At 63.5% G+C, this 25172-nt stretch carries 24 protein-coding genes; 12 read left to right on the top strand and 12 right to left on the bottom strand.

The window, feature by feature from the left end:
* Positions 1-11 precede the first annotated feature (11 nt).
* Genes RWT78_RS07450 through RWT78_RS07415 form a run of 8 tightly spaced genes read right to left on the bottom strand, consistent with a single transcriptional unit; the run spans position 12 to position 7598 of the window.
* Entirely contained in the window at positions 12-1196 is a 1185-nt protein-coding gene (locus tag RWT78_RS07450) for an N-acetylglucosamine-6-phosphate deacetylase (protein ID WP_003945566.1), read from the bottom strand.
* Positions 1193-1885 (bottom strand): SGNH/GDSL hydrolase family protein, encoded by a 693-nt coding sequence (locus RWT78_RS07445; protein WP_003945510.1) that lies wholly within the window; start codon positions 1883-1885, stop codon positions 1193-1195. The genes RWT78_RS07450 and RWT78_RS07445 overlap by 4 nt, the downstream gene beginning before the upstream one ends.
* Complete coding sequence (locus RWT78_RS07440; RefSeq protein WP_003945593.1) at positions 1882-2589, bottom strand: N-acetylmannosamine-6-phosphate 2-epimerase; 708 nt, start codon at positions 2587-2589, stop codon at positions 1882-1884. The genes RWT78_RS07445 and RWT78_RS07440 overlap by 4 nt, the downstream gene beginning before the upstream one ends.
* Positions 2586-3515, bottom strand: coding sequence for an ROK family protein (locus RWT78_RS07435; protein ID WP_003945908.1), 930 nt, complete (start codon positions 3513-3515; stop codon positions 2586-2588). Before RWT78_RS07435 ends, RWT78_RS07440 begins: the two co-directional genes overlap by 4 nt.
* A gap of 1 nt (position 3516) precedes the next feature.
* Positions 3517-4446 carry a dihydrodipicolinate synthase family protein gene (locus RWT78_RS07430; RefSeq protein WP_314675010.1) on the bottom strand — a complete coding sequence of 310 codons (930 nt, stop codon included), beginning with the start codon at positions 4444-4446 and terminating at the stop codon, positions 3517-3519.
* Between the two features lie 46 nt (positions 4447-4492).
* Positions 4493-5551 carry a Gfo/Idh/MocA family protein gene (locus tag RWT78_RS07425; protein ID WP_003945517.1) on the bottom strand — a complete coding sequence of 353 codons (1059 nt, stop codon included), beginning with the start codon at positions 5549-5551 and terminating at the stop codon, positions 4493-4495.
* The gene (locus RWT78_RS07420; protein ID WP_314675007.1) at positions 5548-6543 is read right to left on the bottom strand and encodes a Gfo/Idh/MocA family oxidoreductase; all 996 of its coding nucleotides are present in this window, start codon (positions 6541-6543) and stop codon (positions 5548-5550) included. The genes RWT78_RS07425 and RWT78_RS07420 overlap by 4 nt, the downstream gene beginning before the upstream one ends.
* On the bottom strand, positions 6540-7598 hold the full coding sequence (locus RWT78_RS07415) for a Gfo/Idh/MocA family oxidoreductase (RefSeq protein WP_314675006.1): 1059 nt from the start codon (positions 7596-7598) through the stop codon (positions 6540-6542). The genes RWT78_RS07420 and RWT78_RS07415 overlap by 4 nt, the downstream gene beginning before the upstream one ends.
* 274 nt (positions 7599-7872) lie before the next feature.
* Here RWT78_RS07415 and RWT78_RS07410 point away from each other — a divergent pair, with 274 nt between their 5' ends.
* From RWT78_RS07410 to RWT78_RS07385, 6 genes are all read left to right on the top strand, one after another.
* Positions 7873-9498, top strand: a complete 1626-nt coding sequence (locus tag RWT78_RS07410; protein WP_003945716.1) for an ABC transporter substrate-binding protein — start codon at positions 7873-7875, stop codon at positions 9496-9498.
* 43 nt (positions 9499-9541) lie between these two features.
* Complete coding sequence (locus RWT78_RS07405) at positions 9542-10501, top strand: ABC transporter permease (RefSeq protein WP_003945671.1); 960 nt, start codon at positions 9542-9544, stop codon at positions 10499-10501.
* Entirely contained in the window at positions 10501-12579 is a 2079-nt protein-coding gene (locus RWT78_RS07400; protein WP_037132256.1) for a dipeptide/oligopeptide/nickel ABC transporter permease/ATP-binding protein, read from the top strand. Before RWT78_RS07405 ends, RWT78_RS07400 begins: the two co-directional genes overlap by 1 nt.
* Positions 12576-13394, top strand: coding sequence for an ABC transporter ATP-binding protein (locus RWT78_RS07395; protein ID WP_003945888.1), 819 nt, complete (start codon positions 12576-12578; stop codon positions 13392-13394). Before RWT78_RS07400 ends, RWT78_RS07395 begins: the two co-directional genes overlap by 4 nt.
* Before the next feature lie 60 nt (positions 13395-13454).
* Positions 13455-14192 carry a FadR/GntR family transcriptional regulator gene (locus tag RWT78_RS07390; protein ID WP_007734278.1) on the top strand — a complete coding sequence of 246 codons (738 nt, stop codon included), beginning with the start codon at positions 13455-13457 and terminating at the stop codon, positions 14190-14192.
* Positions 14193-14259: 67 nt separating this feature from the next.
* Positions 14260-14415, top strand: coding sequence for a hypothetical protein (locus tag RWT78_RS07385; RefSeq protein ID WP_003945810.1), 156 nt, complete (start codon positions 14260-14262; stop codon positions 14413-14415).
* 54 nt (positions 14416-14469) lie between these two features.
* Here the strand turns inward: RWT78_RS07385 and RWT78_RS07380 are convergent, their stop codons facing one another.
* A complete protein-coding gene (locus RWT78_RS07380) occupies positions 14470-15585 on the bottom strand; it encodes a nitronate monooxygenase family protein (protein ID WP_003945863.1) in 1116 nt (371 codons plus the stop codon).
* Positions 15585-17258 (bottom strand): acyl-CoA synthetase, encoded by a 1674-nt coding sequence (locus tag RWT78_RS07375; RefSeq protein ID WP_039973409.1) that lies wholly within the window; start codon positions 17256-17258, stop codon positions 15585-15587. The genes RWT78_RS07380 and RWT78_RS07375 overlap by 1 nt, the downstream gene beginning before the upstream one ends.
* 79 nt (positions 17259-17337) lie before the next feature.
* On the opposite strand from RWT78_RS07375, the gene RWT78_RS07370 reads away from it, so the two are divergent.
* A complete protein-coding gene (locus RWT78_RS07370; protein WP_007734275.1) occupies positions 17338-18162 on the top strand; it encodes a crotonase/enoyl-CoA hydratase family protein in 825 nt (274 codons plus the stop codon).
* Between the two features lie 152 nt (positions 18163-18314).
* On the opposite strand, the gene RWT78_RS07365 is transcribed toward RWT78_RS07370, so the two are convergent.
* Both RWT78_RS07365 and RWT78_RS07360 read right to left on the bottom strand, forming a co-directional pair.
* Positions 18315-19274, bottom strand: a complete 960-nt coding sequence (locus RWT78_RS07365) for a hypothetical protein (protein ID WP_007734274.1) — start codon at positions 19272-19274, stop codon at positions 18315-18317.
* 209 nt (positions 19275-19483) lie between these two features.
* Positions 19484-20521: an LLM class F420-dependent oxidoreductase gene (locus RWT78_RS07360; RefSeq protein ID WP_214886939.1), complete on the bottom strand. Its 1038-nt coding sequence runs from the start codon at positions 20519-20521 to the stop codon at positions 19484-19486.
* Between the two features lie 73 nt (positions 20522-20594).
* On the opposite strand from RWT78_RS07360, the gene RWT78_RS07355 reads away from it, so the two are divergent.
* From RWT78_RS07355 to RWT78_RS07335, 5 genes are read left to right on the top strand one after another with little or no spacing between them, the layout of a single operon-like run.
* Positions 20595-21572, top strand: coding sequence for an OB-fold domain-containing protein (locus RWT78_RS07355; protein WP_314674996.1), 978 nt, complete (start codon positions 20595-20597; stop codon positions 21570-21572).
* 10 nt (positions 21573-21582) lie between these two features.
* The gene (locus tag RWT78_RS07350; protein WP_003945801.1) at positions 21583-22653 is read left to right on the top strand and encodes a thiolase domain-containing protein; all 1071 of its coding nucleotides are present in this window, start codon (positions 21583-21585) and stop codon (positions 22651-22653) included.
* Positions 22653-23834 carry a thiolase domain-containing protein gene (locus RWT78_RS07345; protein ID WP_314674993.1) on the top strand — a complete coding sequence of 394 codons (1182 nt, stop codon included), beginning with the start codon at positions 22653-22655 and terminating at the stop codon, positions 23832-23834. Before RWT78_RS07350 ends, RWT78_RS07345 begins: the two co-directional genes overlap by 1 nt.
* 36 nt (positions 23835-23870) lie before the next feature.
* On the top strand, positions 23871-24734 hold the full coding sequence (locus tag RWT78_RS07340; RefSeq protein WP_314674991.1) for a TIGR03619 family F420-dependent LLM class oxidoreductase: 864 nt from the start codon (positions 23871-23873) through the stop codon (positions 24732-24734).
* Positions 24735-24743: 9 nt separating this feature from the next.
* Positions 24744-25154, top strand: a complete 411-nt coding sequence (locus tag RWT78_RS07335; RefSeq protein ID WP_007734269.1) for a nuclear transport factor 2 family protein — start codon at positions 24744-24746, stop codon at positions 25152-25154.
* The last annotated feature ends 18 nt before the right edge of the window (positions 25155-25172 follow it).

Here is a 25172-nt window from a genome sequence, read left to right as displayed (position 1 = left end):
CGGTTGATTCCTCAGCTTTCGGTGTAGTTCATGAGCCAGTTCCCAGCGGCCATGACGGCGCGGGTTTCGAGTTCTGGACCGGTGACGATCAGATCGGCGCGGCAACCCGGCACGAGATCGCCGACCATTCCGGCCAGCCCCATCAGCGAAGCAGGCGTTGCCGTCGCTGCGATGACAGCCGAAAGCAGATCGACGCCGGCGTGATTGACAGCCCGGCGGACTATGTCCATCAACCGACTCGTCCCGCCGGCAATGGCCGTTTCCCCCTGGCCGGCCAATCGCGCCACGCCATCGATCACGTCGACGTCGAGAGGCCCGAGTGGGTAACGGCCGTCGGGCATTCCGGCGGCAGCCATCGCATCGGAGACCAACGCGATCTGATGCGGACCGACAAGATCGAACACCGTCGCCACCGTCTCGTCGGCCAGATGTACTCCGTCCCCGACCAACTCGACCACCATCTGTCCTTTCGCAGCCGCGGCAAGACATGCCGCCACTGCGCCGGGAGCACGGTGATGCATCGGAGCCATACCGTTGAACAGGTGAGTGGCACTGAGCGGTGCATGCGCCGAGTGTGCGATCGAACGTGTCGCAATCGGGTTGGACGCATCGGTGTGTCCGATACTCACGACGGCACCGTGACGCTCCAGCAATGAGGCAAGTTCGCCGAAGTGTGCTGTCTCCGGAGCGATCGTCATCGAGCGGATGTGCCCGCGGCCGGCTTCGAGCAGCGACTCGAGCAGAGCCGGGTCGCCGTCGAGAATGCTGTCGGGATCCTGGGCGCCACAACGGAGTACCGACAGGAATGGACCTTCCAGGTGAATTCCGGCCAGCGTACCCTCGTCCACCAGTCCTGCCAGGAGCTCGATGCGACCGCGCAGGATCTGCGGCGGCGCGGAGACGAGCGAGCCGATCACCGAGGTCGTGCCGTTCGTCCGGTGGTGATCGGCAGCCACGGTGGATCCGAACTCGTCTGCCTCGGGGAAACCGAATCCGCCGGCGCCGTGGCAGTGAACGTCCACCAACCCCGGGATGATCGTTGTACCCGCAGCTGCCCGTTCGGGTAACGGGTCGGTTCGCTGCGACGCGGGCCCGGCCCACACCACACGATCACCGGAAATCTCGACGACCCCGTCCGGAAGCAGTTGCCCACCGGTCACCAGTTGTCCACGAAGAATCTGTCCACGAAGTATCACGACATCACCTGCGGTACAACGGGAACTTGGGGATCTGCGATCGACAACTCGCGGAGCACGGCGTCCGCGAGCACGTAGTGCCCTTGTTCGTTCGGATGGAATGCGTCAGCCAGGAGAGCCGGCGGTGGGCCCTCGGGAGAATGGGCCGTCCACTGCGCGTAGTGGTCGACGAACACCACGCGCGTCGAGGCGGCAACCTGCCGCACGACCTCGACGTACTGAACCAATCCCGCTCTGGTGGGCGCATTCTCGACGTCGATCGGTGGCGGCGTCTGCAGGATCGGCACTGCACCGATCGCTCGCGTCCGGAAGATCGTGTCCGAGAGGTCGTCTCGAAACCGCTCCAGTCCTTCTTCGCCATCCACTGCGTCATTCGTACCGAGCATGATCAACACCACCGAGGGTTCGAACACTTCGATGCGGTGTGCGAAACCCGCACGCACATCGGAGGATCGATTGCCGCTCACCCCGGTGTTGACAAGGACGTGGTTGAACAAGGAAAGTTCACCACGGACGCGTTCGGCGCAGTGTTCGACGTAACTTCGATGACCGTCGGTGTGCGTCAATCCTTGAGTGATGCTGTCGCCGGTGAAGACCCACCGTATCGGCGTCGAGGAGTCGCCGAGCAAAGTCTCCAGCCGAATCCGTTCAGCGGTCCTGGATTTCAGAGCCTTCGACGTCGGGGTCACACCCTCGACCTTTCGGCGCCCGATACTGCCGCTGCGAACTTCGACGTGATGAACGCCGGATCCGTGATTGCGGTTCCGACAACCACCGAGTCTGCACCCAGGGCGATGGCGCGTGCCGCATCCTCCGGGCTGTGGTATCGCCCCTCGGCAATGAGGACTGCATCTGGAAGTGCCTGCCGCAGTTCCGAGATCAGCTCCAGGTCCGGGCCGGCCAGCCGTCGGCTGTTCTCGGTGTATCCCGCCAGTGTGCTGGAGATGATGTCGGCGCCCGCCGCGGCGGCAGCGACGCCGTCCTCGAGTGTTCCACAGTCGGCCATGACGAGGCCGCCGCGATCATGGACCGCTTCGACGGTGTCGGCAAAGGTCAGCCCATCCGGACGAGGTCGCAGGGTGGCGTCGGCAGCCACGATCTGCGCACCCGAATCCACGACTTCGAGGGCTGATTCCCTTGTCGGCGTGATGAACACGCCCTCCGAGCCGATCTTCGTCAAACCGATCACCGGTACCTTCACTGCCGACACGACTGCGGCGACATCCGGGGTTCCGCCCACACCGCCGCAGCGGATCGCCACTGCACCGCCGTCGACCGCGGCGCGGGCCATCCTCTCGATGGTCCCGGTGTCGCGCAGGGCATGGCCGTGTCCGGCCTGACAGGACACGATCAGCTTCCCGCTGATGATCGTGAGCAATTCTTCGACAGTCACGGTGTTACCTCGATTCGTGTTGCGGCGGCCAGGAGCGCAGCTCCGACGAGCGGTGCATCGGTGCCCAAACGGGCAGGAAGAATGGCAGTTTCGGCAATGGGGCCCATCGCTTCCACCCGGAAAGCTGAGGTCAGCGGCGACAACAGGTCGGCTCCGATCTGGGCTGCACCGCCGCCGATGACGATCACCTCGGGATCGAATGCGGTGGCGACGCCGGCCAGGACTCGGCCGAGCAGAGTACCGGCGTCGGAGACCACGGCACGGGCGATCGGATCGCCGGAGCGCATGAGTGCCACCACTTTCTGCAACGGTTGAGTGGGCACACCCGCCCGCGCTGCGTACTCGGCCGCCATCGCCGGGCCAGAGGCGACTGCCTCGAGGTGATCGGTTCTGCCGCAACCGCAACCTATAGCCCCGGAGACCGGAACCAGCAGATGCGCGAGCTCGCCGGCTGTTCCGTGGGCGCCGTGATACAGCTGTCCGCCCACGGTCAACGCGCCACCGATTCCAGTACCGATCGAGACGAACAGTGCAGAGCTTCGACCGCGACCGGCGCCGATCATGTTCTCGCCGTGGGCCATCGCGCGCACGTCGTTGTCCACCGTCACCGGTAGACCCGAGTGCGCCTCGAGTTCTCCGCGAACCTCGGCGCCACTCCATCCGGACAGAATGTCGGAGGCGAAAACGACGCGGCCACGCACCCGATCGATGATTCCCGGTGCACCGACTCCGATTCCGGCTACGGGGTGATTCGTCCTCAGACGGTCGACCAACGCGGTGGCGGTCTCGAGAACAGCCTCCCTACCAGCCGTCGGTGTTGCCGCACGAACCGTGTCGATCACGTCTCCGTCGGACGTCACCACCGCAGCAGCCACTTTGGTGCCGCCGATGTCGATGCCGATCCATCGCTTCTGCCCAGATGTCATGTCAGAGGAGCCCCGCCTGTTCCAGAACGACCTTGATCGTTGCGGTCTCGGACTCGTCGAGCGAGAGCATCGGGGCGCACATCGTGTTGCCGGTGATGACGCCGCGCAGGGCCAGAGCCGTCTTGAACGCGCCAAGACCCGCGGCACCGGCACTGACGCGACCCGGTGTCGGCGCCTCGACGATCGAGAACAGATCGGTGAGTCGATCCTGCTCGGCCTTCGCCGCCGCCCAGTCTCCTGCCTGCGCAGCGCGCCACAGTCGCACGTAGCCGTGCGGGTCCACGTTGGCCAGGCCGGGCACTGCGCCCGAAGCACCCATCAGCAGGCATCCGTCGACGACTACCTCGTGCCCGGTGAAGACGGCGAAGTTTTCGAGCCCGGCCGACTGACGGAGCAACATACGGAAACTGACGTCGTCGCCGCTCGAATCCTTCACGCCGGCGATGACTCCCTCGCGACCGAGCTCGACCAGCATTGCCGGGCTGAGCTTGCTGTGGACACGAACCGGGACGTCGTAGGCGAACAACGGAAGATCCACTGCGGCGTGGATGGAGCGGAAATGCGTTGCCGTCTCGGCTGCATCGGTGATCGCGTAGAACGGCGCCGTCGCGACGATGGCATCCGCGCCCGCTTCACGCGCCTGCTCGGCAACGGCGATGACCCGGTTGGTGGTCATGTCGTTCACTCCGACGAGGACCGGTACCTGGCCGCCGACGTGACCGATGGCCGTCTGCACCACCTGGGCGCGCTGAGCGTCGGTGAGGTAACCGACCTCACCCGAGGAACCGAGAACGAACAAGCCGTCGACGCCGGCTTCGATCTGCAGTGAGAGCAGGCGTTCGAGCGACGCGGTGTCGATCTCGCCCTCGAGCGTCAGTGGTGTGACGATCGGCGGGACGATTCCGCTGAAGGTGGTGGTTTCCGTGCTCATGGGGTCTCCATATGTTGGTTGTCGGATTGAGTTGTGGGTGCGGCTGTCAGGGAGAAACGGAGACCGGCTGACCGCTCGAGGCGGACAGATAGGCAGCGTCGATCACGCGCATCGACGCGCGGGCGTCTGCCACGGTGTAGTCGGGTTCGGTCCGTGTGGGGAGTCGATCGAGCACGTGAGAGAGAAAGCTCGACACCGCGTTGTCCGAACCGAAGCCGCCGATGGGTAGTGCGGTCACGTCTCCCGAGGATGCGAAGTGGGTCACCGCGGGTTTGTCGTCGTCGGAACTCGCGTATCCGTGGGAACCGAGGACCCGAACCGTCGCGGTATTCGCGCCGAAACCCGGTGCTGCGGGGATTCTTCCGACGGTCACCGTCGCGGTGACGCCGTTTTCCAGGGCGAGCGAGATCAACGCCGTGTCTTCGACGCCGAACTGCTGGTGGGCCCCGCCGTAGAGTGTGCTCGTCTCGGCGTACACCTCGGTGACGTCCAGGCCGGTGAGGTATCGGAGGTAGTCGGCGGCGTAACCGGCGAAGTTCACTACTTCTCCCCCGCCGGACAACGTGGGATCCACCACCAGTTCGGGACGCTCGACGGACGTCGCGAAATGTGTTCCACTTGCGAGGAACTCGATGTCCACGTGGCGCGGCAGTCCGAGGTTTCCGGCATCGATCCAGCGGCGCAGTCGCCGGAGCGCAGGTGAATGAGTGCGGTTCACCACCGTACAGATTCGCCCGTTCGACCGTGCCGCTTCCTCGACCGCCGCGGCCTCCGACTCGTCGATACCCACCGGCTTGTCCACCAGGACGTCGAGTCCCGCGTTCAGTGCGGCAATCGCAAGCCGTGCATGCCTGGTCGGCTCACTGCAGATGATCGCCAGGTCTATCCGTTCGGGGTCGAGCAGCTCGCCGAGTTCGTCGATCCACTCGATGTCTGCGGCCTTTGCCATCGCGATTCCGTCCTCACGAATCCAATCGGGGACCGAGGATTCGTCGGAGGCCCCGACCAGGCTCACTCGAGGATCGGAACGCAACAGGTCCGCATAGGAGCCGGCATGCCTGACGCCGCTGACAAATCCGACGCGGATCGAACCGGTGCCGGTCATTGGTTTTCTCCGATCGAAATCGCGCGGCCGGTGTCGAGCGATTGCTGGGCAGCGATGGCAGTCGCGAGAGCTGCACGCACCTGCCAGTTCTCGACTACCGGGCTCGAGGAACCGTCGAGAGTGGCGATCCAGTGACGCATCTGATGCGACATCGCGTCCTCGATCGACGACGGCGGCGCGTTGGTCGTGTCCGTCATCAGTCCCGGGTCGTCGCCGGTGTCGTGCGCGAGCGTGCCGGAAGTCCCCGACACCACGATCCGGCGTACCATCTTTCCCGATTGTGGTAACGCGTAAGCCAATTCGATGAGAGCCAGCGATCCGTCCTCGAAGCGAACGGTCAGATGGAAGCTGTCGTGCACGGGCATCCCCGCCGCGAAGGTGGGGAAACTACGAGCGAACACACGGGTCGGACGACGACCGATCAGCCACGTCACCAGATCGAGTGCGTGGGTTCCGTTGTGAACGGGGTGACCACCCGAACGTTCCTTGTCGTGTTGCCAGCCTCGCCAGCCCCCTGGCCAGACATGGCCGGTGTACCAACTGAGATGGATCAACCGGGGGTCGCCGATGGCACCTTGTGCAACCGAGTTTCCGATCGAGGTGATCGACGGCTGGAATCGTACGGTCTGTCCGACCATCAGTGAGGTGCCGCCACCTTCGGTGGCCTCGACCATGGCGTCGAAGTCCGCGACTGTCAGCGCGGCCGGCTTCTCCACGTGCACATGCTTTCCCGCGCGGCCCGCGGCTATCGTCACGGGTGCGTGGTCGGGAGTGGCCCCGACGACGTTGACCGCCTGCACGCTCGGGTCGGCGAGAATCTTCGCCAGATCGGTACTGGCCTTCGCGCCCGGCGCCAACGCCGCAACCGATGCGGCCCGGTCCAAGTCACTGCCGAATACGTAGGCGACTTCGACCGACGGGATGCGCGCCAAGGCGCTGACGTGGTCCCGCGCGATTCCGCCGCTACCGATGACGGCTACACGCACCGTCACTTGGCACTTCCCGAGAGCGCTGCCGGTTCGCCGCCACCGAGTCGCACCTGTTCGGCGACGACGAGTGCGCGTTCACGTGCGTACGTCAACGGCGAGTCGGGATCAGCCTTGCCGTCGAGAACTGCTGCCATCTCGTCGATTTCGTGACGAATCGCAGCCTGCATCCACAGCGAGGATCCTCCGTTGCCCGAGTTGTACTTCTGCGTCCTGCTCGCAGCGTCGATCAACGATTGGTTCTCGGCGTCGACGTCGAAGATCGGCCACGACTCGACGACCCGCCCCCCGCGCAGTCGGCTGACCCGGCCGGTGTGGAAGTCCGCGTGGACCGAACCTTCGGTGGCATCGACCGTCAGCTGCCACGACGAAGTGTGTGAACGCGTCGAGATGGTGTGTCTGCCGATCGCGCCGCCGGCGAACGACACCACTGTGTTGCGGAAGCCGTCGTCCGCGGTGGCGATGCTCGACACGGCAGTCACCTCGCCGCCGAGCCAGCACATCAGGTCCAGTTCGTGAATCTCGTGAGTCAGTTCTCCACCCGTTCGGCTCTTGTCGAGCTTCCACCACTGTGGATCTGCGCCGTCGGTGTCGATCCAGCGTGAGCGAGATGTTTCAATCGCAGCGACCTCGCCGAGCTCCCCCGACGCCAGCAGGTCCGCCAGACGTCGTACACCCGGCATCATCCGCATGATGTGCCCGACCATCAACGGCGAACCGCTCGCGTCGGCGCTCGCGATCATGTTCTGCGCATCGACCAGTTCGACGGCGAGCGGCTTCTCGACAAAAACTGCCTTGCCGTGTTCGAGCGCCGCGATGGCAGGTTCGGCGTGCGCGTGATTGGGCGTCGCGACGACAACGAGGGCCAACTCCGGGTGAGCGGCCACCGCGTCGTGATCGTCTGTCGGGGTTGCCGAGAACTCTGCGGCGACGTCCTTGGCCCGCTCGAAGTCACGGTCGCACAGCATCGTCAGTTCGAAACGTGGATGGGCAGCCAGCTCGCGAGCGAGGGAACTACCGAAGAATCCGCAACCGACCACACCGACTTTGTATCGGGTCATGAAGTCTCCAAAGATTGGATGAGGGATGTCCTATGTTATACGGCCAGCGTCATCGGTCGTCAATTCGACGTCGGTAACACAGTCTTCATCTATGCAGGTGAGCGCACTATTTTTGGCTCGAAACCGGCAAAACGTCGAAGTTCGGCGCCGCCAGTTCCGAAGATTCTCTAGACGCTTTCTGATCCACAATGTAAGTTACGCAACATCGGACGTCGAACATAGGACATCCCCTATCCACTCCCTTGATGTCCCGCTCCCCGCCTTGGAGGCCGCCTTGAAGAACGAACGACCGCTGAGCTCCGCGTTCACCCGCCGAGACCTGTTCCGGTACACCGGGCTACTGGGAGCTGCAGCAGGTATCACCGCGACTCTCGCGGCCTGTGGCGGCGGGCCGTCGTCGACCTCGGTTGTCGGCGGTTCCGCGAGCACCGGCGATCTGACCACCGCCATCGGATACGGCAACGACCAGAGCTTCGACCCGATGCAGACTGCATCCGGTTTCCTCATGGCAGCGGTCAACCACGTCTACGAGGGACTGCTCGAAAACGATCCAGGCACCGGTGAGACGTATGCGGCGCTCGCACAGGCCGTCCCGACCGACGCCACTGCCTCGAGCTGGACCATGAAAATCCGCGAGGGAGCAACCTGGCACGACGGCACTCCGGTCACCTCGGACGACGTCGTCTTCACCTTCGATCGCATCCTCGATCCACAGCAGAACGTACTGATCCGCTCCTTCTTCTCCTCCTGGCTGCAGTCCGTCACCAAGGTCGACGACCAAACGGTGACCCTGAACTTCAACTACCCGTTCAGCGCTGCCGCACAGCGTCTCTCGATCGCCAAGATCATGCCCAAGCACGTCTTCGACGGCCACTGGGACGAGGCCAAGTCCGGAGCGCTGGTCGTCGGTTCCGGTCCGTACAAGCTCAAGAGCCACACCCCCAAGAGCAACACAGCTTTCGAGGCCTTCGAGGCGTACAACGGGCCGCGTCCGGCCAACTTCGCGACCATGAACTGGCTCTCCATCGTCGACACCTCCTCACGCATCGCGCGCGTCTCGGGCAACAATGCCGGTGCACAACTCGCCGACAACATCCCCGTCGCCAACGTCCCCACTCTGACCTCCGGTGGGCGCACCGTCGAGGGCAACCCGGGCATGAACCTCATGTACCTGCTCTTCGACACCACTCAGGCACCGTTCGACGACGTTCGTGTTCGCCAGGCGATGTTCTACGCAATCAACACCCCGAAGATGATCGAGATCGCCCTCGGCGGCAAGGCAGCACCGGCCACGAGCTACCTGTACGAGCGCAACCCCGACTACGCGCGAGCGTCCACCGTCTACTCGTACGATCCGGACAAGGCCCGCTCACTCCTTGCTGCCGCCGGTGTCAGTGGCCTCGACCTGACGCTGCTCTCCACCAACGTCAGCTGGTTGGCCGACTGCTTGCCGACCATCAAAGAGTCTTGGGACGCAGTCGGATTCAACACGACGCTCGAACCGCAGGACACCAGCGCCATGGTGAGCAAGCTCAACAGCGGCCAGAAGTTCCAGATCGCCGCCGGTACGTCCAACCCGCAGGCATTCGGCAGCGACGTCGACCTTCTCGTCCGCTACACGTACAGCAAGGGCGGCTTGTGGACGAAGACCTACGCCAAGTGGGACGACACCCCCGAAGCGCAGAAGATCTACGCCACCATGGACGAAGCCACCCGCGAGACCGACCCGGCAAAGCGCAGCACCCTCGTGCAGTCGTACCTGAACCAGATCGCCGAAAATGCTGTCTACTACCCGGTTCTCCATCAGGAACTCCTGACTGCGTGGGATCCGAAGAAGATCGCCGACGTCACTCCGCTGCCGTACCCCGGCGTCAACCTGCTTCAGGCGAAGCCGGCCTGATACCCGCCCGCTCGGCCGTTTCCCACAACTGAGAGATCCCCCGATGGCAAGAGTCCTCCCCATGCTGATCAGGCGATTACTGATACTGATCCCCCTGATCCTCGGCATCATCGCGTTCGTCTTCATCGTGATGCAGTTCGCGCCCACCGATCCCGCAACCGCGGCGTTCAACGGTGGCAACCCGACTGCGGAACAGCTGCAGCAGTTCAAGGAAGAGAACGGACTGCTCGATCCGCTTCCGCTGCAATACGTTCACTTCGTGACCGATCTGGTCAGCGGCAACATGGGTGACAGTCTGATTTCCGGTACCCCGGTGTTGGATTCGATCTCCACCGCTCTGCCACTGACCATTCAGCTCACGGTTCTCGGACTGGTGATCGCCATCGTGCTCTCGCTGATCTTCGGCGTCACCAGCGCACTGTTCCGCGATCGTTGGCCGGATCAGGTCATCCGAGTGATCTCCCTCGGTGGTGTGGCGGCACCGTCATTCTGGTTGGCACTGCTGATGATTCAGTACCTTGCTGTCCAACTCGGATGGTTCCCTACCGGTGGCTACGTCAATCCGAGCGACTCCGTCAGCGACTGGCTCTGGTACATGGCGCTCCCGGCGCTGTCCCTGTCACTGCCCGTCGCAGCACAACTCACGCGCATCATCCGCACGTCGATGGTCGAGGAGTTGGACAAGGACTACGTCCGGACCGCGATCGGCAGCGGCCTGCCCTATCACGTGGTGATCGGACGGAATGTGTTGCGTAACGCGCTGATCAACCCGCTCACCGTCCTGGGTCTACGAGTCGGTTATCTCCTCGGTGGCGCTGTGGTCATCGAGCAGATCTTCGGCCTGCCCGGCATGGGTCAGCTCATGATCAACGGCGTCACCAACGGTGACCCCGCAGTCGTTCAGGGTGTTGTCATCGTCATCGCGGTCGGCTTCGTCGTCGTCAACCTCGCCGTCGACATCCTCTACCTGCTCGTCAATCCACGACTTCGGAGCGCAGCATGATGAGAAGAAAACTCACCGAGAAGCTTTCGCGACCCGGCATCACCTTTTCTCGCTTCCCCCTCTCGGCCTGGTTGTCGATGGCGGTTCTCGCGATCATCGTGCTCGCCTGCCTCTTCGCGCCGCTGATCACGCAGTACACCCCGCTCGAACAGGCGGTGGGTACCGCGGGCCCCAGCGCCGAGCACTGGTTCGGTCAGGACAGTCTCGGTCGAGATCTGTTCAGCCGCTTGCTCTACGGCGGACGCTGGTCGCTGACCATCGGTCTCGGTTCCACCTTCCTCGCACTGTGCGCCGGCGCTCTCATCGGATCGGTGGCCGCAACGAGCCGAAAAGGCGTCGACGAGACCATCATGCGAGTGCTCGACGTGGTCATGGCGTTCCCGGGCATCGCGCTCGCTGCCGTACTCGTTGCAGCCTTCGGTGGTTCGATCCCGGTTCTGATCGTCACTATCGCGTTCCTCTACACACCGATGGTGGCTCGCGTCGTTCGCGCGAACGTTCTCGCTCAGTACGGTGAGGACTACGTCGCGGCCGAAAAGGTCATCGGCGCAAGAACTTCACACATCGTCGTCAAGCACGTCGTAGCCAACTGTGCTGCGCCCGTTCTCGTCTTCTGCACTGTCATGGTCGCCGACGCCATCGTGCTGGAAGCCAGCCTGTCGTTCATCGGAGCAGGTGTCCGTCCCCCGGATCCGTCGTGGGGATCGGTGATCGCCGACGGCAAGAACATGGTCCTCCTCGGTGGTTGGTGGGCAACGGTGTTTCCCGGCCTGCTCATTCTGCTGACGGTGCTCTCCCTCAACGTGCTCGCCGAAGGCCTGACGGACGCGATGGCCGATCCGAGTCTGAAGAAGACCAAGAAGACGCCCTCCGCGCTCCAAGCAGCGCAGACCGCTGCAGCGGAGGAGACCTCCAACGAGCTCATTCTGGAGGACGAAGCCGCATCGGTCACCGACACTCCGGAGTTGATAGACGACTTCGCCGACCCGAGCGTCGTGAAAGATGTCCTGAAACCGGCCGCCGAGCCGACTCCTCTCGAAACTCACCTGAAGATCCTGGCGGAAACCGAGCGATCTCGGTCCGATCGTCTTGTGTACGAGGGCGATGCCGCACCACTCCTCGAGGTCCGCAATCTCACGATCCGGTTCCCGGAACGCTACGGAGACACGGCGATCGTCGACAACGTGAGCTTCACCGTCCGCCCGAACGAGACGATGGCGCTCGTCGGCGAGTCCGGTTGCGGAAAGTCGCTCACGTCGCTGGCGATCATGGGTCTGCTACCCAAGACGGCAGTGGTGACCGGCGAGATCCTGTTCGACGGAGTCAACGTCCTCGAGCTGAACAACCGGGAGCGAAACAAGCTACGCGGACACGACATGGCCATGATCTACCAGGATGCGCTGAGTTCACTGAACCCGGCGATGCTGATACGCGCGCAGTTCAAGCAGCTAACCAAGCGCGGCGGTACCCGCACAGCCGAGGAACTGCTCGAACTCGTCGGACTCGATCCGGTGCGCACTCTCGCCAGCTACCCACACGAGCTTTCCGGTGGTCAGCGCCAGCGCGTTCTGATCGCCATGTCGCTCACCCGCAGTCCACGGTTGATCGTCGCGGACGAGCCCACCACCGCCCTCGACGTCACCGTCCAGGCCCAGGTCGTGGACTTGCTCAACGATCTTCGGGAAAAGCTGGGATTTGCAATGGTCTTCGTCAGCCACGACCTGGCACTCGTAGCCTCCCTGGCCCACAAGATCACGGTGATGTACGCCGGTCAGGTCGTCGAGTCGGCGCCCACGAGTGATCTGCTCGTCGATCCCCGCCACGAATACACCCAGGGCCTTCTCGGTGCCGTTCTCTCTATCGAGGACGAAGCGCCGCGACTGCATCAGATTCAGGGAACTGTTCCCTCGCCCGGAAACTTCGCGGCGGGTGACCGTTTCGCCGAGCGTTCCACTCGCCCGGACTCCGACCCCCTCCGTAAGCCGGAGATGGTCCGAATCGACGGGACCGAGCATTGGTTCGCCGACCAGTCCGCGACTCCCGTACGTACAGAATCGGAATTGGAGAGCGTGCGATGACTACAGCTGAAGCACCCATCCTGGAACTGAAGAACATTCACGTCGTCCACAAGACCCGTTCGGGATCACTGTTCAAACCGGGCACGGTTCACGCGGTCAACGATGTCAGTATCGACGTACGACGAGGGACGACGATCGGCATCGTGGGCGAGTCGGGTTGTGGCAAGTCCACTCTGGCCAAAGTCATGGTCGGACTGCAGAAACCGACGTCGGGCGACGTGGTCTTTCGCGGCCGAAGCGCTCTGACCCGGTCGGCCGGCGTGCGCAAGGAGTTCGGCCGGGCGATTTCGATCGTCTTCCAGGATCCGGCTACCGCGCTCAATCCCCGAATGACGGTGGCCGACATCCTCACCGATCCACTCGACGTCCACGGCATCGGCAACCGCGCGAGCCGGACCGCCCGAGTTCGCGAGCTGGTCGGTTTGGTCGGACTCCCCCAATCTGCGCTCGAAGTCATCCCGAGCCAGATCTCCGGCGGTCAGCGGCAACGTGTCGCGATCGCGCGTGCACTCGCGCTCGAACCTGACGTCATCGTGGCCGACGAGCCGACGTCGGCGCTCGACGTCTCGGTGCGAGCGCAGATCCTGAATCTGCTCAGCGACATCAAGGCTCGGTTGGGGCTCGGCATGGTGTTCATCTCGCACGACATACAGACGGTGCGGTACGTCTCCGACACCATCGTCGTCATGAACGCCGGGCGGATCGTCGAGCAGGGAACGGCCCAGGAAGTATTCGACAGCCCGTCCGATGCGTACACGGCCAAACTGCTGGGTGCGGCGCCCAGCCTCCTGCAACGCACCGTTGACGTGGGTTGACCAATGGAGCGGATGACCGGACATAGGATGAAGGACGTTCGTATCAGAAAAGGGGAATCGATGTCTGTCCGGAGTGGCACACAGGGCGCTCGTTTCAGCGCGCAAAACCGCATGCGCGCACTTCAGACGGACATCATGAACTTGATCCTCGAACGCAGGCTCTCCCCCGGCGACCCGATGCCCACCGAGGCCGAACTGTCCGAGGAATTGGGTATCGGCCGAAACACGCTCCGGGAGGCGCTCAAGGTTCTGCAGGCCTTGGGCGTCGTCGAGATCCGTCACGGCTTCGGAATGTTCGTCGCCCCTAGCAACTTCGACGCTCTCGCCGACGGCCTGACCTTCCGTGGCCGGTTGTCCTTGCAGGGTACCGGGCACGAGGCGATGGAACTGGTCGACATTCGTCAGGCACTCGAGACCGGACTGATCGGTGCGGCGATGGCCGAGATGACGTCGGCCGACCACGCCGACCTCGACGAACTCGTCACCGGCATGGAGGTCCGTGCCGCCGCCGGGAAGAACTTCTCCGACATCGACGCTACCTTCCACTCCCGCCTGTACTCCCCGCTGGACAACCAGGTCCTCGCTCAGTTGATGGACGTCTTCTGGCAGGTGTACAGCGAGATCCAGCAGGCCATCGGGCATTCGGACACACCACTGATCGACATCGCGTCGAAGCATCGTGCGATTCTCGACGCGATCCGTACGGGTGATGCAGTCGAGGCGGCGCACACTCTCGATGTGCACTTCGGTGGCCTGCGTGAGCGGATCGCCAGTCTCCATGCGTCGGAAGCGCAGTAATTTCGAAACACGTGATTTTGCTCCGCTGTCTCACCATCGCGCCCGTTCTTCCGGCAAAATTACGGGTATGAAGAACCCGAATCTGACGCCTTCGCGCGTTCTCGCAGTTGTCCTCGCTGCCGCCCTGGTCATTTTCGTGATCGCACGCCGCCGCGACGACGGCGCCCTCAGTCGCGGAGAATGGTTGTCGGACACCGTCGGACCGGACGACCTCGCCGGCTGAACGACGTGTGCCCTCGGCCGAAACTCGGCCGAGGGCACACGCACGTGTCATCTACTACTTCATCGAATCCAGTCGGGTTCGCGCGTCCTCGAACCCGGACACCAGCTCTGCCATGACCTCGGCGACCGGGCGGATCTCGTTCATCCGTCCCACGATCTGACCGACGGGCATTGCCACAACTTCCGGGTTCTCCGATGCAGCGATTCTCTGATGAGCGTCGCTGACCAGAAGGTTCTGCAGCGGCATCGGCAAGGGCGCCGGTGCTCCCGGGTTCGACCAGGCTTCCGTCCACTTGGTCTTGAGCAACCGAGCGGGCTTACCCGAGTAGATGCGCGAACGAACGGTGTCGGCCGACGTCGCGCCCAACAGTGCACGCTGAATAGCGGACGGGCCCTCGCCCGATGCACTGCCGAGTTTGTATTCGGACGTGGTGAGCCAGTACGAGCCCATCCACACTCCGGACGCACCGAGTGCAAGTGCAGCAGCCACCTGACGGCCGCTGCCGATACCGCCGGCAGCCAGTACGGCAGCTGAATCACCCAGTGCATCAACGATTTCCGGAACGAGAACCATCGACGCAATTTCGCCGGTGTGACCGCCTGCCTCGTAGCCCTGCGCGATCACGATGTCGACACCGTTCTCGACGTGACGACGTGCATGCTCGACGGCGCCGGCCAGCGCTGCTACCGGTACGCCCTTCTCGTGCGCCTGATCGATGACGTCCTTCGGCGGTGATCCCAGTGCATTCGCAATCAACGCGATCCGGTGTCCCAGAGCAACATCGACGTGTGACCGCGCCACCGAGTGAAGCCATCCCAGTACGCCGGTCGCATGCTCGACGTCGTCGGAAAGCGGCGGCACACCGAGCTCGTCGAGCGTGCGGTTGACGAAGGCGCGGTGCTCCTCCGGAATCAGCTTGTCGAGATCGACGGCGCCGCCCTCGGTCGGCACCTTGGCCGGCATGACGATGTCGACGCCGTACGGCTTACCGTCGGTGTTCTCGTCCATCCACGTCAGTGCGGCTTCGAGTTCTTCCGGATCGTTGAACCGGACGCAACCGAGCACGCCCAGACCCCCCGCGCGGCTGATCGCGGCCGCGACGTGCTCGGAAGGAGTGAATCCGAAAATCGGGTATTCGATGCCGAACTTGTCGGCGAGATCCGAACGCATCAGGCTTCCACGCTTTCGTTTGCGGACGCCACAGGAGCGCCGTTTCCGTTGTGATCGTCGGCCTCGCGCGATTCCGTTTCGGCCTTCGCCCAGCGGTAGTCGGGCTTGCCTGCCGGGTTGCGCTTGATCTGGTCCACGAACCACACGCTGCGCGGAACCTTGTATCCGGCAATCTCTTTGCGTGCTGCGGTGGCGATGTCGTGCAGCGTCGGCGACGTGCCTTCGCGCACCTGGACCACTGCGGCAACGCGCTGACCGAAGCGCTCGTCGGGGATACCGACCACCAGGACGTCGAAGATGTCCGGGTGCGCCTTCAGAGCGCCCTCGACCTCTTCCGGGTAGACCTTCTCGCCGCCGCTGTTGATCGACACCGAACCGCGGCCGAGCATCGTGACCGTGCCGTCGGCTTCGACCTGCGCATAGTCGCCGGGGATCGAGTAGCGAACGCCGTTGATGGTGCGGAAGGTTTCGGCCGTCTTGACCTCGTCCTTGTAGTAGCCGAGCGGGATGTTGCCCTTGCGAGCGAGCATGCCGCGCTTGCCCGATCCGGGTTCGACCTCGTTGCCGTCGTCGTCGAGAACCGTTGTGGAGGCGTCGATCTTGACCGTCGGGCCGCCAGTGTGCTTCTGACCCTTGCTCAGCACGGCAAGTCCACCGAAGCCGGTCTCGGATGCTCCGATGGAGTCCGTCAACAGTCGGTTGGGCAGCAGTTCGAGGAACTGCTCCTGGATACTCGGCGAGAAGAGTGCAGCACTGCTGGCCATCACGTAGAGCGTCGAAAGATCGTACGGCTCACCGGTCTCCGGGTTTCCGGCGATGAGTGCGTCGAGCATCGGACGGCCCATCGCGTCACCCGTGATGAAGATCAGGTTGACCTTGTGCTTGTCGATGTTCTGCCACACCTCGTGGGCGTCGAATTCCGGGTGCATCAAACAGGTTCCGCCGCCGAAGAGGCTGTGGAATACCGCCGACTGCGAACCGCCGTGAATCATCGGGGGGATCGGGTAGCGGATCATGCTCGGGTTGGCGGCGCCGACCTTCGCCATCTCGTACTCGTCCTCGACCGGAACTCCGGTGACGAAGTTGATGCCTCCGCCGAGAACACGCCACCAGTCCTCGTGACGCCACATGACGCCCTTGGGACTTCCGGTGGTGCCGCCGGTGTAGAGCATGAAGATGTCGTCGTTGCTGCGCTCTTCGAAATCACGCTCACCCGAACTCTGCGCGAGTGCGTCCTCGTAGCCGATGCCGAAAGCACTGAAGTCCAGATCGGTGCCGTCCTCGACCACGATGACGGACTTGACCTTGGGAGTGTTCGGCAGGACGTTCGCGACCTTGTCCGAGTAGCGGCGCTCGTGAATGAGCGCAACCATGTCGGAGTTGTCGAAGATGTACTGCAACTCGTTCTCGACGTACCGGTAGTTGATGTTGACCATCACGGCCCGGATCTTGAAAACCGCGACCATGGCCTCGATCGCCTCGATGACGTTCCGGCAGTAGATGCCGACCTTGTCACCCGGCTGAACGCCATGTTCACGCAGGTAGTGACCGAGGCGGTTTGCTCGGTCCTCCAACTGTGCATAAGTCATCTCGCGGTTGTCCGAGACCAGCGCAACGCGGTCCGGAACGAGGTCGATTGCGTGCTCTACGAAGTCTGCGATGTTAAGGGCCACGAGTTCAAAGTAGAACGTGTTACCGTTTCTGGCAAGACCCAATTTGAGAGCCAGCTCACAGACCCGCCAGGAGCCATCAGTGTCCACTTCGACGACCGAAAAATCAGACATTTCGGAAACCGCGCCGCATTGCCTCGTGGAGAAGCGTGGCCACGTTCTCATCGTGACCATGAATCGCCCCGAGCGTAAGAACGCCATCACCGGCGAGATGATGGCGATCATGGTCGATGCCTGGGATCAGGTCGACAACGACCCCGAGATCCGTGTCGCCATCCTCACCGGTGCGGGCGGCGACTTCTGCGCCGGCGCCGACCTCAAGAACATGTCCGCCAAGCCGCCGGGAGATTCCTTCGCGGGCGGTGGCGTCGACATGTCCAAGATCGAAGGCCTCCTCAAGGGCCGTCGGTTGACCAAGCCGCTGATCGCTGCGGTCGAGGGTGCAGCCATCGCCGGCGGAACCGAAATCCTGCAGGGCACCGACATCCGCGTCGCGGGTGAGAGCGCCAAGTTCGGCGTCTCCGAAGCCAAGTGGGGGCTCTTCCCGCTCGGCGGTTCCGCAGTGCGTCTGGTGCGACAGATTCCGTACACGATCGCGGCGGACATCCTGCTCACAGGTCGTCACATCAAGGCTCCGGAGGCCAAGGAGATCGGGCTCATCGGCCACGTGGTCCCGGACGGTCAGGCCCTCGACAAGGCGCTGGAGCTCGCGGACCTGATCAGTGCCAACGGCCCCCTCGCCGTGCAGGCGATTCTCAAGACCATCCGCGACACCGAGGGCATGCACGAGGAAGAGGCCTTCCAGATCGACGCACAGCTGGGCATGAAGGTGTTCATGAGCGCCGACGCCAAGGAGGGCCCGCGGGCTTTCGGTGAGAAGCGGGCGCCCCAGTTCAAGGGTGTCTGACCCACCCCTGTCTGACCCACCCCCTTTCCCGTCCCCTCTCGGTGCACCCGTGCCCTATCCCGTCCCACTCTGCACAGCACCGCTCCCCACACCACCGCCCCCCGATCGCGTGAACGTATCGCTCCCCTTCTCTGACAAGGGGAGCGATACGTTCACCCTCCGGGTCTGGCACTGATTGACACCCTCGGACGCGGCCGTGACGCGGCCAGCGCAAAATGCGCACGCAGGTCGCTTATCACGCGCTCGGGCTCTGCGCGCAACGCGCTCGGCACAGTCGGAAGCACGATGATGCCCGCGTTCTGCATACGAGTCCGACGCTCGACCGTCGCCCGGTAGTCCCCAGGTGACAGATGCCAGTCCAGTGAATCGATGTCCCACGCAAAAGCCACAGAATCGATCCACCCGTCGGGCATTGCAATGAATTTCCCGTTTGCGTCGCAGATCTCACGGTTGAATACCATTTCGGGCAGCCCGGTTCTCCTCCACAGCTCGCGGGCCTCTGCCTCCGGCACCGAATGCACGTTGGCATCCACCTCCCGCAAAACTTTGCGGGGCAATGCGCTACCGCGAATACTTCCGGCTTCCAACTCTTTGGACAGATCACGAACCACAACGTCACCTCGTTGAACGACGTCTGCAATCAACGCGCGAGCACTATCCAAAGTCTTGCATCGCCGTGCAGCATCGAGTACCGCCCGAACCAGTGGCGCGCAATCAATTCCGCTGCGTGTCAGTGGCGTCGGCAGCCTTACAGTCCTTTCGACCACGACGAATCCGGTCGATTGCACCCTGCGATGCATGGGCATCAAGATTTGAACCTCGCCGGAGTGCGGACGATAGCCATGCTGCGCCATGGCGGCTTTTCCAGTGACCATCGATCCGCGGCCGCAGAACATCAATGCAGCGATCGTGCGCTGGCGCGGCGTCGGATAACCGTTCCCCAGCAGAACTATGCCGGGAAGCATTCGCTGCCAAGTACCGCCCGTGCGGCATCGCCCGGCAATCGCTGTGTCCGACACACCCAGTCTGGTCAGCTCTGCCACGCGAATTACGCCATCCGTGCTCGCAACGATCAGCAAACTCGGATCGTCTCCCCATTCGCCCCTTCTCATGGAGACATCATGGGCTTTCCCGGCCGCGCAGGCCCTTGCCAATCAGGCATTTACACCGACCTGTGGATAACCCTCCGCCCTGTGAACGTATCGCTCCCCCTGTCAGAGAAGGGCAGCGATACGTTCACGCGATGCGGTAGATGGCTGGCGACGGCACCGGCGCTCGAAAAAAAAAGGGGGGTACCGCTCGAAAATGGGGGGTGCCCCGCTCAACCACCCACCGCGGCCGCGAGCTCACGCACATGGTCGGCGTCGCGGCAGGTCACCAGCAGCATCGTGACTCCGGCTTCCTCCCAACGCTTCACGTCCGCGCGCACCTCGTCGACGTTGCCGATGATCATGGTCTCGGTGACCATCTCGTCGGGGACGACGGCAGCAGCTTCGTCCTTGCGGCCCGACATGAAGAGGCGACCGATCTCGTCGACCTCCTTCTCGTAGCCCATCCGCTTGTAGACCTGCGCGTGAAAGTTCAACTCCGGGGCGCCCATTCCGCCGACGTAGAGGGCGGTCATCGGCTTGAGAGCGGCGATGGCAGCGGCGCGATCGTCAGTCACGATGACCTGGCACGTGGCGGCCACCTCGAAATCTTCGCGACTACGACGGGCCCCGGCGCGAGCGAAGCCTTCGTCGAGCCACTTGTTGTACATCGGGGCCAGGCGCGGGGTGTAGTAGATCGCCAGCCAGCCGTCGGCGATTTCACCGGCGAGCGCGACGTTCTTCGGCCCTTCGGCGCCGAGCCAGATCGGGATGTCCGCACGCAGCGGGTGCGTAATGGGCTTGAGCGGCTTGCCAAGTCCCGAACTGCCCGGTCCCGCATACGGCAGAGGGTAGTGGGGGCCGGGGCTGGTGACGGGCGCTTCACGGGCGAGGACCTGGCGCACGATCGAGACGTATTCGCGGGTGCGCGCGAGCGGCTTCTCGAACGGCTGGCCGTACCAACCTTCGACGACCTGCGGTCCGGATACGCCGAGCCCGAGGATCGTTCGCCCACCGTTGAGGTGATCGAGAGTGAGCGCGTGCATGGCACAGCTGGTCGGTGTTCGCGCCGAAATCTGTACGACGGAAGTACCGAGCCGAACCTTCTCGGTGCGCGATCCCCACCAGGCGAGCGGGGTGAAAGCGTCCGAGCCCCACGACTCCGCCGCGAAGACCGCGTCGAATCCGGCGCCTTCCGCGGCCTCGATCAGTTCCGGGGCGTTTGCCGGCGGCTGTGCGCCCCAGTATCCGAGTTGCAACCCAAGCTTCATCGCAGGCCTCCACATTGCCGGTGATCAGAAGTGACTCTTGCCACAATCTCTAGAACCTGTTCTACTCGATCTTGTGACCATCGGAAAGAGCGGGGTGGCCGACAAGCCCCTGAGCGCACCATTGAATCTCCATTTCGACTACACCAGATCGACGGGACCGACCATCGGCGCGTTCGTGACTGCCCTGCGTGATCGCAAGGTGATCGGCGCACGTGGGTCGAACGGTCGTGTCTTCGTGCCGCCACCGGAATTCGATCCGGATACGGCCGAACCACTGACCGACTTCGTCGGAGTCTCCGACGGCGGAACGGTCGTGAGTTGGACGTGGATGCCCGAACCCATCGAGGGTCAACCACTGACGAAGCCTTTCGCGTGGGCCCTGATCAAGCTCGACGGCGCGGACACGTCCATGCTCCACGCAGTCGACGTCGACTCCCCTGACGACATCAGCACCGGCCTGCGGGTTCGTGCTCGCTGGGCGTCGGAGCGGGTCGGGCAGATCAAGGACATCGAGTGCTTCGAACCGGGTGAGAGCGAAAATGGAATCGCGACAGTCGATTCCAGCGCCGATCCTGTCACCATGATCACGACGCCTGTCGACCTGCACTTCATGCATTCCGCTTCGGCCGAGGAGAGCTTCTACCTCCGCGGTCTCGCAGAAGGCAAGCTCATCGGTGGTCGCAGCGGACCCGAAGACAAGATCTACATCCCACCGCGCGGCGCGAATCCCACCAACGGGAAGCCGACGAGCGAGCAGATCGAACTGCCGGACAAGGGAATTGTCACCACCTTCTGCATCGTCAACGTCCCATTCCTCGGGCAGCGAATCAAACCTCCCTACGTTGCCGCCTACGTGCTCCTCGACGGGGCCGACATTCCGTTCCTGCACTTGATCCTCGAATGTGATGCCGCGGACGTGCGGATGGGCATGCGCGTCGAAGCCAAGTGGAAGCCTCGCGAAGAGTGGGGTTACACCCTCGAGAACATCGAATACTTCCGGCCGACAGGTGAACCCGACGCCGAGTACTCCACCTTCCAACACCACCTGTGAGGCTCCTGAAATGACTTCTGCAGACATCGCAGTCGTGGGCTTTGCTCAGGCACCCCACGTCCGCGAAACCAACGGCACCACCAACGGCGTCGAGATGCTCGTCCCGTGCTTCCAGCAGCTCTACAGCGATCTGGGAATCACCAAGTCAGACATCGGCTTCTGGTGCTCCGGATCTTCCGACTACCTGGCCGGACGAGCGTTCTCCTTCATCTCGGCCATCGACTCCATCGGAGCGGTCCCGCCGATCAACGAATCTCACGTCGAGATGGACGCTGCGTGGGCCTTCTACGAAGCGTGGATCAAGATCTTGACCGGCGAGGTCGAGACCGCGCTGGTGTACGGCTTCGGCAAGTCCTCCGCCGGGCACCTGCGCAAGATCCTGTCCATGCAGCTCGATCCGTACCTCGTCACTCCGCTGTGGCCCGATTCGGTCTCGATCGCCGGACTTCAAGCCCGGCTCGGACTCGACGCGGGTAAGTGGACGCAAGAGGACATGGCGGAGGTTGCCGCTCGTAGCCGTCGTCACGCGCTGAGCAATCCGAAGGCTCAGCTCGCAGGCGAGGTCGACATCGAGGCCCTTCTCGCCAGCCCCTTCCTCGCAGATCCGTTGCGCGCACACGATTGTGCGCCCATCACCGACGGCGCGGCAGCAATCGTCCTGGCCTCGGGTAACCGCGCCCGCGATCTCTGCGAGCGGCCGGCGTGGATCACCGGACTCGAGCATCGCATCGACTCCCCCAACCTGGGTGCACGTGACCTGACCACCTCACCGTCCACTACGTCGGCAGCCAAGGCGGCAACGGGCGGCGAGGTCGGCAACATCGACGTCGCCGAACTGCACGCACCGTTCACTCACCAGGAATTGATCTTGAAGGAAGCGATCGGCCTGACCGACGCCACCACGATCAATCCGTCCGGCGGTCCGCTCAGCGGCAACCCACTGTTCGCCGGTGGTCTGGAACGAATCGGCCACGCCGCCAAGGCAATCTTCGACGGCCAGGCGAATCGCGCTCTGGCCCATGCAACAAGCGGCCCTGTGCTGCAGCAGAACCTGGTAGCAGTCTTGGAGGGACGGAACTGATGGCCGGAACGCCTCAACTCGCGGCCGTGCTCGGCACCGGCCAAACTCACTACGTCGCAAAGCGTCACGATGTCTCGATGGCGGGCTTGGTTCGTGAAGCCATCGACGCCGCGATGCTCGACGCCAACGTCGGCTGGGACGACATCGACGCCGTCGTCATCGGAAAGGCCCCCGACTTGTTCGAGGGTTCGATGATGCCCGAACTCGCCATGTCGGATGCTCTGGGCGCCAACGGAAAGCCGTTGCTGCGTGTTCACACTGCCGGCTCGGTGGGCGGTTCGACGGCTATCGTCGCCTCCAGCCTGGTCAAATCCGGTGTCCACAAGCGGGTTCTGACGGTTTCCTGGGAGAAGCAGTCCGAGTCGAACGCCATGTGGGCGCTGTCCACACCGGTACCGTTCAACATGCCTGTTGGCGCCGGCGCCGGTGGATACTTCGCCCCGCACGTCCGTTCGTACATTCGTCGATCGGGCGCACCGGAGCACATCGGCTACCTCGTCGCGGTGAAGGATCGGCTCAACGGCAGCCTCAATCCGTATGCGCACCTGCGGCAGCCGGACATCACCTTCGAATCGGTGCAGGCATCTCAGATGCTCTGGGATCCGATCCGCTACGACGAGACCTGCCCGTCCTCGGACGGCGCGTGCGCTCTGGTGATCGGCAACGAGGAAGCGGCCGCACAGGTCGAGGCCGAGGGTCGTTCGGTCGCGTGGATCCACGCGACGGCCCTGCGCACCGAGCCGACCTTCTTTGCCGGCCGCGATCAGGGCAAACCGCCGGCCGGCCGGGATGCCGCGGCCGCGCTGTGGAAGTCCGCGGGAATCACCGATCCGCTGAACGAGATCGACTGCGCCGAAATCTATGTCCCGTTCTCGTGGTTCGAGCCGATGTGGCTCGAGAACCTCGGCTTCGCGGAGGAAGGCCAGGGCTGGAAGCTGACCGAGGCAGGTGAAACCGCGATCGGCGGCAAGCTCCCGGTCAATGCCTCGGGCGGTGTTCTCTCCTCCAACCCGATCGGCGCCTCGGGCATGATCCGTTTCGCCGAGTCGGCGATGCAGGTCATGCACCGCGCCGGCGATCACCAGGTGGCCGACGCGCGCAAGGCTCTCGGCCATGCCTACGGCGGTGGCTCGCAGTACTTCTCGATGTGGGTCGTCGGCTCCGAACGTCCCACCACGTAAGCAGCAGCACACACGCCGATCAGGAAGAGGCCGAAGATGAAGTACACCGTCGGGGTTGCCATGAACCCCTTGGACCAGTTAGCCGGTATCGCCAAAACTGCCGAGGAATGCGGCTTTTCGTCGATCGCTCTCCCCGATTCACTGTTCTTCATGGAAACACAGGCGGCGGATTACCCGTACACCCCGGACGGGTCTCGGATGTGGAATGCCGAGACCCCCTGGGTCGATCCGCTCATCGCCGCGGCTGCAATGGGCGCGGTGACCGAGAAGATCGAGTTCTACACCCAGGTGCTCAAGCTGGGTAGCCGCAATCCCGTCCTGCTCGCGCGACAGGTCGGTTCCGTGGCGGCATTGACGAACAACCGTTTCGGCTTCGGCGTCGGAATCGGCTGGGCTCCGGAAGAGTTCGAGTGGTGCGGCGCTCCGTACAAGCGTCGGGGCGCACGTGTGGACGAGATGATCGACGTCCTCAAACTGATCCTCGGCGGCGGCATGGTCGAGTATCACGGTGATTTCTTCGATTTCGATCGCCTGCAGATGAGCCCGGCACCCACCAAGCCGGTTCCGTTCTACGTCGGCGGCCACACCGAGGTCGCACTCAAGCGTGCTGCACGAGTCGGCGACGGTTGGACCTCGGCGATGATCAAGTTCGACGACCTGGTGGGTGTGATCGCACGACTACGCGAACTGCGCGCCGAGTACGGCCGCGAGAACGAGCCGTTCGAAATCCAGACGGTGTGCATCGACCGTTTCGGCAAGGACGGTTACGCAGAGCTCGAAGATGCCGGCGTCACGGACCTCATCACCGTGCCTTGGGTTTTCGACGGAATCGGATTCGATGCCCCACTGGAGGCAAAGCAGGATTCGATGCGCAAATTCGCCGAGCAGTACATCAACTGAGGAGCCGCGATGACCGACGAACACCCCGCCCGCGTCGCGGGTAACGCTTCGCGCGCCGCAGCGAGTGGCAAGAACAAGGAAGCCTGGCTGGACCTCTTCGCCGAGGACGGTTGGGTGGAAGATCCGGTCGGGCCTTCGGGCTTCGATCCCGAAGGCAAAGGCCATCACGGGCGCGAAGCGATCTCCAAGTTCTACGACATGACGATCGCGAACGCGGACAAGCTCGAATTTCTGATCGACGATTCACTGGTGTGCGGCAACGAGAACGTCAACATCGGCAAGATCCGAACCACCATCGGCGGCTCGATCATCGACGCCGAGGGCGTGTTCGTCTACCGGGTGAACGACGACGGCAAGATCGCGTCGCTTCGAGCATTCTGGGAAGTGGACCGTGCAATGAAGACGGCACGCAAAGCCTGAGAACCCACAGTACGAGCG

Source organism: uncultured Rhodococcus sp. (assembly GCF_963525155.1).
Classification (GTDB): Bacteria; Actinomycetota; Actinomycetes; order Mycobacteriales; family Mycobacteriaceae; genus Rhodococcus_F; species Rhodococcus_F qingshengii.
Note: the sequence above shows the minus strand (reverse complement) of the source record. Positions and strands in the feature narration are given on the sequence as shown.